Raw genomic sequence first — 12,027 nt, 5'->3', positions numbered from 1 at the left:
CAGGGGTAATTTGATCCGTCAGTAGATTTGAGGGTAACGGCGATATCGCAGCCGCATCAGGTGCCGGGCAAGCTGCTGATGCCCTTCGTCGATCCGTTCCGCGCAGGAGGCAAGCCGTTGCTTGCCTGCGACGGCGAGCCGGGTGCGCTCTTCGGCCGACCCGACCTTCACGATGGCTTTCGCGAGCGAGGCCGGATCGTCATAGTCGAACAGGATGGCTGCGTCGCCGGCTTGCGCCTGGAAGGCTTCCGGATAGATCACCGGGGTGCCAACCGCCCACGCCTCGAGTGGAGGCAGATTGGTGGGGCCGAAATAGGTGGCCATCACCAGCGCACTTGCGCCGCGATAGAGCGCGCCAAGCTCCGCGGAGGGGACGAAGCCGAGAATGTGCACGCAATCGCCCAGACCGTGCTGTGCCACCAGCTCTTCGAACGCGGCGCGCGCGCCGCGATCGGAGCCGCACAGCACGAGCCGGTGCCTCTCGCCCCGATCCCAGAGCAGGCGCATCGCAAGCAGGACGGTTGCATGGTTCTTGTGCGACCAGAATTGCGCCGGATAGAACAGGTAGCCGGGCTCGATGCCGTACTTCATCAGGATTGAGGTGTCCGCGGCTTGATCGGGCGCGCCTGTTCGCGACACGTAGAACGACGGTGAGAACGGGATGCAGACGGCGTGGTCGCGCTCCATGGCGTAGCGCCGGCACAGCATGTCGATCAGTTCGTCGGCGTTGGTGACGACCACTGCGGCTTTGGTGGCGGCGCTGCGCCACACGATGTCGCGGCGCTCGAACTGGGCGAATTCCCGCACCTCGTCAAATTCAGGGCTGTCGCGGAAGCAGCCGTCGAAGATCGTGATGATGAACGGAAGCTTGTAGAGCACCAGGTTCCAGTTCGACGTGGTGGTGAAATAGACGATGTCGATACCGGCCCTGATCAGCTTCTTCTCGAATGGCGCGCAGACCCGCATGGTATATTGCAGCAGGTCGAACACACCGGAATATTTGAGGAACAGGAACAGGCGGTCGAGCCAGCCAAGCTTCAGATACACGCTGTTGACGCCGAGATCGGCGAGGATCGCAACATTTTCGGGCAGGGTCGTGAACACGGTGACGTCGATATTGGCGGTCCTGGCCCAGTCGCGCATCCATATGATGTCGGTGAGTGACTGCTGGAAGCCGCCACCGACGTCGAGCGGTAGCTCGAGAAAAATCCCGACGTGGTAGCGCTTCACGACTGCGCGGCCTTTCTCGCGATGGAATAGGCGGCCCAGTTCTTCGTGTTCGGCACAGCGTCGGACAGCCAGGCATGGCTGCCGGCCGGCTCGAACCCGCATTGCCTGAGTGCGGCTTCGATCTCGAACGGGAACCAGTAGCGCATGTGGTGCGCTTCATCGACGCGGCGGATCGTGGCGCGATCCGTGTCCTCGCAGAACAGGGTGTAGTTCACCGTGACGGTCGCCGCCTGTTCGTCGTGATCGGATTGCGCAATCCGGGTCAGGCGCAGCGGCTTCTGCTCGATCACCTTGACGCGCGTCTCGACGCCTTGCGCCAGCACGGCGCCGCCATACCAATAGTCGAAAAAGAAGATGCCGCCCGGCTTCAGCGCGGTGTGCGCCGTGCGAAACATCGCCGCCAGGGCATCGAGGCTGGTCTGATAGCTGGCAACATGGAACAGCGACACCACCGCGTCGTAGTCGCGTTCCGGGCCGGTCGCGCAGACATCGCCCTGCCGGAACGGAATCGAGAGCCCGGCTTGCGCGGCGCGCGCCTTGGCGCTCGCGATCATCTCATGGCTGAGATCGATGCCGGCGACGTTCCAGCCCTGGCGCGCGAAGGCCAGCGCGTGCAGGCCGGTGCCGCAGCCGAGATCGAGCAGCTTTCCGGAAGAGACGCCGTGGTCGCGCAGGCGCGCTTCGACGAACGATGTCTCGGCCGCGTAATCCTTGTCCTGATAAAGCAGGTCATACCAGGGCGCGTAGTCGGCGAACACCGTCACGCCAAAATCTCCTTGAGCGCCTGTGCGGAGCGCGCGATCTCGTCGTCGGTCAAGGCAAGTCCGCTCGGCAGGTAGAAACCGCGACGGGCAATGTATTCCGCGTTCGGATGGGATTCATCGCGCATCAGGCCCATCCGGCGCAGCACCGGCTGCTCGTGCATGCACCAGAAGAACGGCCGCGTGCCGATGCCTTTTTCGCCGAGGCGGCGCATCGCCTCCTTGGCGTCGAACGGCACGCTGTCGTCCAGCACGACGCCGTAGACCCAGTAGATATTGTCGGCATAGTTGGTGCGGGCGACCGGGCGACGAATGCGGTCGACACCGGCGAGATGCTCGTCATAGAGCCGGCCGATCCGGCGTTTGAGCTCGACCGTGCGCGGCAGGCGCTCGACCTGGGCGACGCCGAGCGCGGCCTGGAGGTTGGTCATGCGCGCGTTCCAGCCGAACTCCTCATGGACGAAACGCTGCTGCGGCTGGAAGCAGAGATTGCGATAGCCTCGCAGCCGGTCGGCGAGCGCGTCGTCGGCGGCGAGGATCATGCCGCCTTCGCCGGTGGTGACATGCTTGTTGGGATAGAAGCTGAAGGTCGAGACGTCACCGAAGCTTCCGCAGGGCGCGCCACGATAGGTCTGACCGTGCATCTCGGCAGCGTCCTCGATCACCCTCAGATCATGCTTGCGCGCAAGCGCCATGATCGGTTCGAGGTCGACCGGCAGGCCGTAGATGTGCACCAGCATGATCGCGCGCGTGCGCGGCGTGATCGCGGCCTCCACGCCCTCGACCGTCATGTTCCAGGTTGCGGCATCGCAGTCGACCCCGACCGGGACAAGGCCGGCGCGCACGACGGCTGCAGCGCAGCTGATGATCGTGAAGGTCGGGATGATAACCTCGGAGCCTTGCTCGAGGCCGAGCGCATGGACGGCGATGTCGAGCGCAACCGAGCCGTTGGTCACCGCGACGCCGTGGCGCCGTCCGGCGGCCTCCGCCATCGCCTGCTCGAAGCGCTTGATGAACGGTCCTTCCGACGAGATCCAGCCGGTGCGGATGCATTCGGCGAGATAGTCGGCCTCGTTGCCGTCGAGCAACGGCGTGTTGACGGGAACGAACGGCGCGGTCACAGCCCCGGACCTTTGACCCGGATTTCCGACTGGGCAACTTCGGCGAATCTCGTCTTGTCGTTCTCGCCGGAATAGGGGCCCTGCTTGATCTCGAACATCTCGACCGACTCGAGCACGTGGAAGCCGTGGGCGCCGCTGCACAACAGGATGATGTCGCCGGCACCGAGCACGCGGCTTTCCAGATAGTTTTCTTCGACCGTATAGAAATCGACCTGGACCTTGCCCTTCTGAATCAGGAGGACTTCCTGGGTGTAGTGCACCTCCCGCGTCACCTTGTTGTGGCGGTGTGGCTCGATGCTCTTGCCCTTCGGATGATTCATATAAGCGAGCTGCTGCGACAGTTCCGGCGACGAAAAGAAGTGGATACCCGGCTCGCGGAACGAGGCGCGCACGATGATCGCATAGAGCTGGTCGCCGAATCGAACATGTTCGACGTGTTCCATCTGAGCCTCGACAAAAAACGCTGTAATTGTAGTGACATAGCGTCACGCAAGAGCACTTTGGCCATTTTGGCCCACACCGTCAAGGGCGCGTCGGCGGCTGCTATTTGCGGTCGGCGAGCTGCAAGATCGTGCTCACGCGTTGGCGGAACGTGTGGGTCGAAAGCGTGCGGGCCTGTCCGGCCGCAGCGATCGCCAAACGCGCGGGCTCATCGTTGAGATAGCGATCGATCAGCGCGATACAGTCATCGGCCGAACGCCAGACGGCGACCTCGCGGCCGGGCTCGAACAGCGTGTGAAGATTGTCCTTGAAGTCCGTGAGCAGGAAGGCGCCGATACCGGTTGCTTCGAACAGGCGCGCATTGCCGGCTTCGGGTCCGGCCATGTCGATATGCGAGTTGAGCGTCACCCGCGAGGCTCGCAGCGCCTGATACATGTCCACGCCCCACACCTCGCCCTGGTAACAGCGGTGAAGCGGTGACGAGGCGGGCAGCGTATGCAGGCCGCTGCCGAACAGTTTCAGATCGTAGCGCCGCGCGACAGCTTCCAGCTGCGCCACGCGCTGCTGGTGATCGGCCGATACGGCGCCCACGAATGAGACGTCGATGCTGCGCGCTGGTGCAGGCGGAAGAACGTCGAGGATCGCGGGCTCGAATCCCAGATGGATGACCTCCGAGCGGGCGCCTTGTTGACGAAAGAAATCGACCACCGCAGCGATTTGCGAGATCAGCAGATCGTAGACCGACCAGTCCTCGCCGCGCGAGGGCACGATTCCAACCTGGCCGACCATGATGGGGCGGCAGATCTGCTTGATCCGGCGCACCAGGCGCGTGTCGACATGGAACAGGTCCTGGTTGAGGATCAGGTCCGGCTTGAAGTCCTCGATCTGCGCCAGCAGGATCTGTTCGGACTGCGCGTCAAGGCGCGGGCTCAAACCGATTCTGCGGGCGAGCGGCCTCAACACCGGCTTGAATGGTGCGACGGCGCGTTGCAGCCATCCCGGGATGGCATCGCTCACGGCGGCGCCCGGCGGCGGCGATGGGGTCACGCTGATGCCATGTTCGCGCGCCCATGCGGTCTGCATCCAGCCGTTGTTGACGTGGATGTTGGCGGCCGTGTGCCCGAGGGCTTCGAAATTGCGCGAGTAGAAGTCGGCCACGCCGAACAGGCTGGCGCTGCGCGCTGCCATCTGCGCGTCGTAGCTCGAATTCTCGAGACCCGGATGGCGCCGGTACAGCCAGGCGAGAAAGCGCTGATAATCGGCGTTGAGGATGAGGACGCGCACGGGCCTAGCGTTTCCCGCTCGCGGTGTTGCGATTGCTGATGTTCCGACGGTGCCTCATGTCGGGGTCGAATAGCCCATCCGATGGGCGCACACAATGTCCGTGGGCGATCTTCTACCGCTCGTCCGCGATCACCTTGCCGTCGTTCGGTAGCGCGCCGGGGCTGACCAGCTCGACTGCGCCGCCGAGCTTGGTCACGGCCCGCAGGCTGGCCGCGATCTCCTCGCGTAGTGCATCGCCCGATGTGCCTGCCTCGGCCTTCAGCGTCATCGCATCGGCCTCGCCCTGGCGGGTGACGACAAGGCGCAGCCGTCCGAGCGCGGGATGGCGCTTGCCGATCTCGGCGACCTGCTCGGGGCGGACGAACATGCCCTTGACCTTGGTGGTCTGGTCGGCACGACCCATCCAGCCGTTGATGCGCATATTGGTGCGACCGCAATTACTTGAGCCCGGCAACGCCGCGGTGAGGTCGCCGAGCGCAAGCCGGATCCAGGGATGGTGGGGATCGAGCGAGGTCACCACGATCTCGCCGACGTCGCCGGGGGAGACGGGATCGCCGGTGCCGGGCTTGACGATCTCCATGATCAGGTCCTCGTTCACGACCATGCCCTCGCGCGCCTCGGTCTCAAACGCGATGAGGCCGAGATCGGCGGTGCCGAAGGCCTGGTAGGCGTCGATGCCGCGCGCCTTGATCTCGGCCTGGAGCGAGGGCGGGAAGGCGGCGCCCGAAACCAGTGCTCGCTTGATCGAGGAGACATCGCGGCTCGCCGTTGCCGCGGCATCGAGCAGGATCTTGAGGAAATCCGGGGTGCCGCTGTAACCGACAGGACGGTAGGCCTCGATCAGCTCGAACTGCTGATCGGTATTGCCGGGGCCGGCAGGGATCACCGCACAGCCCAGCGCGCGAGCCGAGGCGTCGAAGATGAAGCCGCCGGGGGTGAGGTGGTAGCTGAAGGTGTTGAGCACGACGTCGCCCGGTCGAAACCCCGCCGCAAACAGCGCCCGCGCTCCGCGCCAGGGGTCGGCCTGGGTGCCCTCCGGCTCGAAGATGGGGCCCGGGGAGGTGAAGAGGCGGGCAAACGACCCCGGGGTCGCCGCCACGAAGCCACCGAAGGGCTGGGAGGCCTTGTGCAGGGCGGGCAGTTCCGACTTGCGCAGCAGGGGAAGGTCCGCCAGCGCCATCCTGGAGGTCACCGAGGCGGGATCGATGCCCTTCAGCCGCTCGGCATAGGCGGGCGCGCTCATCGCGCTGCGCAGGACGCCCGGCAGGCGGGCGAGCAGCTCGGCCTCGCGCACCGCTGGCTCGCGCGTCTCGAGGGCGTCGTAATGGGCGGTCATGGCAGGTCTTTCCGGGTTGGCATCCGTTGCACGCCGCCGCTGGCATGGGTATCAGACGGCCATTGGCGGGGCGTGGAGAGGACGCAATGGCGGACGAGAGCATCATTCCGGCGGAAGAGGCGGCCGACGTCGTCGTGCGCCTGAAGCGCCGCATGATCGAGGACGCGATCCCGCTGTGGTCGACGGTCGGCTGGGACCGCCAAGCGGGCGGTTTCATCGACCGGCTGCATCGCGACGGCACGGCGGATGCCTCGGCGCCTCGCCGGGTGTTCGTGCAGGCCCGCCAGATCTGGTGCTACGCCAAGGCGGCGCAGATGGGCTGGTACCCCGAAGGGCGCGCCATCGCGCTGAAGGGGCTGGAGCATCTGCTCAGCAAAGCGAAGGCGCCCGACGGCCGGCCTGGCTATGTGCATCGGCTGGCGCCGGACGGTTCTGTGCTGGACGCGCGGCGCGATGCCTACGACCACGCCTTCATCCTGTTTGCGCTGGCGGCCGTTTATGCGCTCGACAAGGACGCGCAAGTGCGCGCCGAGATCGACGCTGTGCTCGCCTTCCTCGACGGCCATCTGCGCTCGCCGCATGGCGGCGTGCATGAAGGCCTGCCGGTGTCGTTGCCGCGCCGGCAGAACCCGCACATGCATCTGTTCGAGGCGATGATCGCGTGCTTCGACGCGACCCACGATCTGTCGTTCCAGAATCGCGCCGGTGAATTCTTCGCGTTGTTCCTCGCCAATCTCTACGACAAGCGGAAGTGTGCGCTCGGCGAATATTTCGAGGAGGACTGGTCGAAGATCGAGCCGGTCAGCATCGAGGCCGGCCACCAGGCGGAATGGGTCTGGTTGCTGAAGGGATTTGAACGCATCACGGGCTGCCCGACCGGGCAGCGGCGCGCAGAACTGCTGGCGACCGCGCTGCGCTATCGCGACACGGCCACCGGCTGCCTCGTCGACGAGGGCGACGACACTGGCAACATCCGTCGCTCGACGCGGCGGCTGTGGCCGCAGACCGAGATCGCGAAAGCGTGGATTGCGCAGGCCGAGTCCGGCGAGGCGGGCGCGCCAGATGAGGCGCGCGCGGCGCTGGGGCGGCTCGAACGGCATTATCTCAGCCATCCCGTTCGGGGCGGCTGGTACGACCAGTTCGACAGCGACGGCAAATCGCTGATCGACACCATTCCTGCGTCGTCGTTCTATCATGTTCTCTGCGCGGTCACGGAAGCGGAGCAGGTCCTCGGCTGAGAATTAAAGCCAGCGCTTGCGCCGCTTGAAGCTCTTGAGGTTTTTAAAACTCTTGCGCTGGTCGCCGGCGCCGCCGAGATAGAACTCCTTGACGTCCTCGTTGTCGCGCAGCTCGTCGGCGGTGCCGTCGAGCACGACCTTGCCCTGCTCCATGATGTAGCCGTGGCTCGCCACCGACAGCGCGGCGCGTGCGTTCTGCTCCACCAGGAGGATGGTGACGCCGAGGTCGCGGTTGATCTTCTGGATGATCGCGAACACCTCTTTCACCAGCAGCGGCGACAGGCCCATCGACGGCTCGTCCATCAGGATCATCTTCGGGCGCGCCATCAGCGCGCGGCCGATCGCGAGCATCTGCTGCTCGCCGCCGGAGAGATAGCCGGCCAACCCCGTGCGCTCCTTCAGGCGCGGGAAATAGTTGAAGACCATGTCGAGATCGGCATCGACCTCGCGATCCCTGCGGGTGAAGGCGCCGAGCTTGAGGTTTTCCAGCGACGTCATGTCCGCAACGATGCGTCGGCCCTCCATGACCTGGAAGATGCCGCGGCGGACGATCTTGTCGGGATCGATGCCGGCAATGGGCTCGCCCTCGAACAGGATCTCGCCGCGCGTGACCTCGCCGTCCTCGGTCTTGAGCAGCCCCGAGATCGCCTTCAATGTGGTCGACTTGCCGGCACCGTTGGCCCCCAGCAGCGCCACGATCGCACCCTTGGGCACGTCGAGGCTGAGGCCACGCAGCACCAGGATGACGTCGTCATAGACGACCTCGATGTTGCGCACGGCGAGGAGGGGCGGGGCCGCGACAACCGTGGGAGCAGGTCGGGTTGCTTCAATGGTTTGGGACATGCGTCTTCATTCTCCGCTGTCGTCACCCGCGCAGGCGGGTGACCCAGTATTCCAGGGGCGCCGGACGTTCGCCGAGAAGCCGCGGCGTACTGGATCCCCCGCCTGCGCGGGGGATGACGGTTGTATTTGAGGCGACGGCGAGGCTCACCAGCCCAGCAGTTCCGGCTTGCGTGGCAGCTCGACGGTCTTGACCTTCTCGAGCTTGATCGTGCCCTTGGCCATGAGGTCGTTGAGATCGCCATCGGTCGCGCCCGAGATCTTGGTGCGATAGAGCTCGACCTTCAGCGTGCCGCGATGATCCTTGTCGGTCCAGGTCGAGGGCGCGCAGACGCCATCCATGCCGGCCGGCACCCAATCCTTTTTCTGGTAGAAGCCCTTGGCGACGTTCTCGCCGGTTGCGCCACCGTTCTTGGCGGCCCAGTCGAGCGCCTCCTTCATGTAGAGCGCCGAGCAGACAGCCGCGACATAGTGGACGGGGCGATAGACCTTGCCGGTGGGGTCGGACATCTTCGAGATCTCTATCAGCGTCTTCATGCCGGGCGCGTCGCCGCCCCAACTCACCGCGGTGCGCAGCGGGAAGATCACGCCATTGGCGGCGTCGCCCGCGGTCTTGGCGGCGTTCTCGTCCATGCCCCAGACATTGCCGAGGAACTGGATTTCGACACCGGCGGTCTTGCAGGCCTTCATCACCGAAATGTTGGAGGCGGCGGTATTGCCGAGATAGGCATAGTTGGCGCCCGAGGATTTCAGGCTCAGGCACTGCGCGCTGTAGTCACCCGGCGTCAGTGCGAACACCAACGGCGGCAGCACCTCGAAGCCGAGCTCCTGCGCCATGGCTTCGCCGGCGGCCTTCGGCGCGTTCGGGTAGGGATGGTTGGCACCCATGTGCACGAATTTCGGCTTGCCGGGCTTGCCCTTGGCCTTCCAGTCCTCGGCCGCCCAGATCAGCATCGCGCGCAGCGAGTCCGAATAGCTCGGGCCGTAGAAGAAATTATAGGGCGCGGGCTTGGCCTTGCCGCTGGTGCCTTCGGGATCGGTCAGCGCGGCGGCGTAAGAGCCCGACATGTCGGGGATCTTGTCCTGGGCGAGGAAGCCGGTCAGCGCTTCGGTGTCCGCGGTGCCCCAACCCATGATCGCGGCGACCTTGCTGTCCGGTGCCGACCATTTCTTGTAGAGCGCGATCGCGCGCGGCACCTGGTAGCCGTAATCGTTGGTGTCGACGCTGACCTGCTTGCCGCCGACGCCGCCGTTCTTGTTGACCCAGGCAAAAGTGTCGGCGACGGCCTGGCCGTAGGGCGTGCCGACGTCGGAGGTGCCGCCGGAATAATCGGCGAGATGCCCGATCGCGATCTGCGCCTGCGCGCCGGCGGAGAAGGCCGCGATCACAAGCGCGAGCGATGCGGTGCTCAAAAGGGACTTCATTGTCATGGGTCGGTTCCTCCGGTTTATTGTTTAAGTGCAGTTTCCGCGCTCAATGCGAGAACGGGTAGAGCTTCCAATACGCCTTGATCTGCCGCCAGCGATGCGCGAGCCCGTCCGGCTCGAACATCAGGAACGCGATGATGATGACCCCGATCGCGATTTCGCGCAGGAAGGTGATGTTGTTGTTGAGCGACAACGCCTTGTCGATCGCGCCGCCCTTGAGCGACAGACTGATGAACTCCATGGACTCCGGCAGCAGCACCACGAAGGCCGTGCCCATCAGCGTGCCCATGATCGAGCCGGTGCCGCCGATGATGATCATGGCGAGGAACAGGATCGAGCGCTCGATGCCGAAGCCTTCCTGCGAGACCACCAGCTGGTAATGCGCGTAGAGCGCACCGGCGATGCCGGCGAAGAACGCGGCGAGCCCGAACGATAGTGTGCGGTATTTCGTGAGATTGATGCCCATGATCTCCGCGGAGAGATAATGGTCGCGGATCGCCACCAGCGCGCGGCCGTCGCGCGTGCGCATCAGGTTGGTGACGAGGATATAGCTCGCCAGCACATAGGCCAGCACGACGTAGAAATATTGCCGGTCGCCGCGCAGCGTATAGCCGAAGATCGAGAACGGCTCGGCGCTGGCCGGCACGGAGCCGCCGGAAAACCAATCGGCGCGGGAGAAGAAGTCGAGCAGGATATATTGGGCCGCCAGCGTCGCGATGACGAGGTAAAGACCCTTCAGCCGCGCCGCCGGAATGCCGAAGATCAGCCCGACCAAAGCGGTGACGACACCTGCGAGCGGAATCGCGAAGAACACCGGGATCGGCGCGTTGTTGGAGATGTAGGCAGAGGTGAAGGCACCGAGCAGGAAGAAGGCGGCGTGCCCGATCGAGATCTGGCCGGTGAAGCCGACCAGGATGTTGAGGCCGAGCGCTGCAATCGAGAAAATGCCGATCTGAATGAGAATGCTGAGCCAGTAGCCGCCGAGGAATTGCGGTACGAGGCAGAGCAGCAGCACGCCGGCGATCGCGAAGTTGCGGCTGGTCGTGGTCGGGAAGATGGTGGTGTCGGCCGCATAGGAGGTGCGGAAATCACCAGCAGGGATGAGGGCAGGACCGGCCATGGATCAGATCCGCTCGATGTCGTGGGTGCCGAACAGGCCGTAAGGCTTGATCATCAGCACGATGATGAGGACGTAGAACGGCGCGATCTCGTAGAGATTGCCCCAGTGCAGATACTCGCTGTCGACATATTGTGCGATGTTTTCCAGGAGCCCGATGATGATGCCGCCGAGCACCGCGCCGCCGACGGAATCGAGCCCGCCGAGGATCGCCGCCGGGAATACCTTGATGCCGTAGCCGGCAAGACCCGAGGACACGCCGTTCACCACGGCGACGACGACGCCGGCGACCGCGGAGACGGTGGCCGAGATGGCCCAGGCCATCGCAAACACGCTTTTGACGGAAATGCCGAGCGACTGCGCCACCTGCTGGTTGAAGGCGGTGGCTCGCATCGCAAGGCCGTACTTCGAGGCGCGGAAGAACCAGGCCATGCCGATCATCATCGCAACCGACACGACCAGGCTCATGACATAGACGGTCTGGATCTGGAGGCCGAACAGGCCGACCGACTGGCTCTCGAACACGCGCGGGAACGGCTGCGGGTTGACGCCGAACATCCATTTCAGCGTCGCCTGCAGCACGGTGGAGAGGCCGATCGTCACCATGATCACGGAGATGATGGGCTCGCCGATCATCGGCCGCAGGATCAGGACCTGGATCGCGATGCCGAACACGAACATGAACACCAGCGTCATCGGCATGCCGATCCAGAACGGCACCTGGTATTTCGCGAGCAGGGTCCAGCACACCCAGGCGCCGACCAGCAGCAATTCACCTTGCGCGAAATTGACGACCTGCGTCGCCTTGTAGATCAGCACGAACGACATCGCGACCACGCCATAAAGCGTGCCGACCACGAGACCGTTGACCAGGAGCTGGATGAGGAAGGCGGTGTTCATGCGGAGGTGCTCGCTGACAAATCCGGCGCGCTCTTCCCCTCTCCCCTTGTGGGAGAGGGTGGCCTCGCGAAGCGAAGACGGGTGAGGGGTTGTCTCGGCAGTGACGGTGCGGAGAGAGGACCCCTCACCCGAGTGAGGGCGTGGCTGATGGCATCTGTCCAGCGGATGGATTGGTAACAGAACAGACCGGATGGATGGGTGACACTGTTCATGATTTGGTCGGCTCCGGCGCTGCGCTAGCGCAGCGCCGGAGCTTGTGTGTTTTCTGGTCGATGATGCCGATCGGTACGTCGAAGAAGCGCACTTGCCAGTATCCGTCCTCGGTTTCCTC

11 protein-coding genes are annotated in these 12,027 nt (G+C 64.6%); 1 reads left to right on the top strand and 10 read right to left on the bottom strand.

Annotation, left to right across the window (positions count from 1 at the left end):
- Positions 1–18: 18 nt before the first annotated feature.
- The 6 genes from ABID59_RS08950 to ABID59_RS08925 form a co-directional block, all read right to left on the bottom strand.
- A complete protein-coding gene (locus ABID59_RS08950) occupies positions 19–1,230 on the bottom strand; it encodes a glycosyltransferase (RefSeq protein WP_354083138.1) in 1,212 nt (403 codons plus the stop codon).
- Positions 1,227–1,994, bottom strand: a complete 768-nt coding sequence (locus ABID59_RS08945) for a class I SAM-dependent DNA methyltransferase (RefSeq protein ID WP_354083137.1) — start codon at positions 1,992–1,994, stop codon at positions 1,227–1,229. The genes ABID59_RS08950 and ABID59_RS08945 overlap by 4 nt, the downstream gene beginning before the upstream one ends.
- Positions 1,991–3,112, bottom strand: coding sequence for a DegT/DnrJ/EryC1/StrS family aminotransferase (locus ABID59_RS08940; protein WP_354083136.1), 1,122 nt, complete (start codon positions 3,110–3,112; stop codon positions 1,991–1,993). The genes ABID59_RS08945 and ABID59_RS08940 overlap by 4 nt, the downstream gene beginning before the upstream one ends.
- Positions 3,109–3,555, bottom strand: coding sequence for a cupin domain-containing protein (locus ABID59_RS08935; RefSeq protein ID WP_354083135.1), 447 nt, complete (start codon positions 3,553–3,555; stop codon positions 3,109–3,111). The genes ABID59_RS08940 and ABID59_RS08935 overlap by 4 nt, the downstream gene beginning before the upstream one ends.
- Positions 3,556–3,655: 100 nt before the next feature.
- Positions 3,656–4,837, bottom strand: a complete 1,182-nt coding sequence (locus ABID59_RS08930; protein WP_354083134.1) for a CgeB family protein — start codon at positions 4,835–4,837, stop codon at positions 3,656–3,658.
- A gap of 112 nt (positions 4,838–4,949) precedes the next feature.
- Positions 4,950–6,173 carry a phenylacetate--CoA ligase family protein gene (locus ABID59_RS08925; RefSeq protein WP_354083133.1) on the bottom strand — a complete coding sequence of 408 codons (1,224 nt, stop codon included), beginning with the start codon at positions 6,171–6,173 and terminating at the stop codon, positions 4,950–4,952.
- Positions 6,174–6,259: 86 nt separating this feature from the next.
- On the opposite strand from ABID59_RS08925, the gene ABID59_RS08920 reads away from it, so the two are divergent.
- Entirely contained in the window at positions 6,260–7,411 is a 1,152-nt protein-coding gene (locus tag ABID59_RS08920) for an AGE family epimerase/isomerase (protein WP_354083132.1), read from the top strand.
- 3 nt (positions 7,412–7,414) lie between these two features.
- Here the strand turns inward: ABID59_RS08920 and ABID59_RS08915 are convergent, their stop codons facing one another.
- The 4 genes from ABID59_RS08915 to ABID59_RS08900 all read right to left on the bottom strand — a co-directional run bounded on the left by ABID59_RS08915 (position 7,415) and on the right by ABID59_RS08900 (position 11,696).
- Complete coding sequence (locus ABID59_RS08915) at positions 7,415–8,254, bottom strand: ABC transporter ATP-binding protein (RefSeq protein ID WP_354083131.1); 840 nt, start codon at positions 8,252–8,254, stop codon at positions 7,415–7,417.
- A 144-nt stretch (positions 8,255–8,398) separates the two neighbouring features.
- Positions 8,399–9,682 carry an ABC transporter substrate-binding protein gene (locus tag ABID59_RS08910; RefSeq protein ID WP_354083130.1) on the bottom strand — a complete coding sequence of 428 codons (1,284 nt, stop codon included), beginning with the start codon at positions 9,680–9,682 and terminating at the stop codon, positions 8,399–8,401.
- Between the two features lie 43 nt (positions 9,683–9,725).
- A complete protein-coding gene (locus ABID59_RS08905; protein WP_354083129.1) occupies positions 9,726–10,799 on the bottom strand; it encodes a branched-chain amino acid ABC transporter permease in 1,074 nt (357 codons plus the stop codon).
- Between the two features lie 3 nt (positions 10,800–10,802).
- Positions 10,803–11,696: a branched-chain amino acid ABC transporter permease gene (locus tag ABID59_RS08900; RefSeq protein WP_148751235.1), complete on the bottom strand. Its 894-nt coding sequence runs from the start codon at positions 11,694–11,696 to the stop codon at positions 10,803–10,805.
- Positions 11,697–12,027: the final 331 nt, after the last annotated feature.

The organism is Bradyrhizobium sp. S3.3.6 (assembly GCF_040546905.1).
GTDB lineage: Bacteria > Pseudomonadota > Alphaproteobacteria > Rhizobiales > Xanthobacteraceae > Bradyrhizobium > Bradyrhizobium cytisi.
The sequence above is the reverse complement of the archived record's forward strand: the minus strand, read 5'-3'. Positions and strand labels throughout refer to the sequence as shown.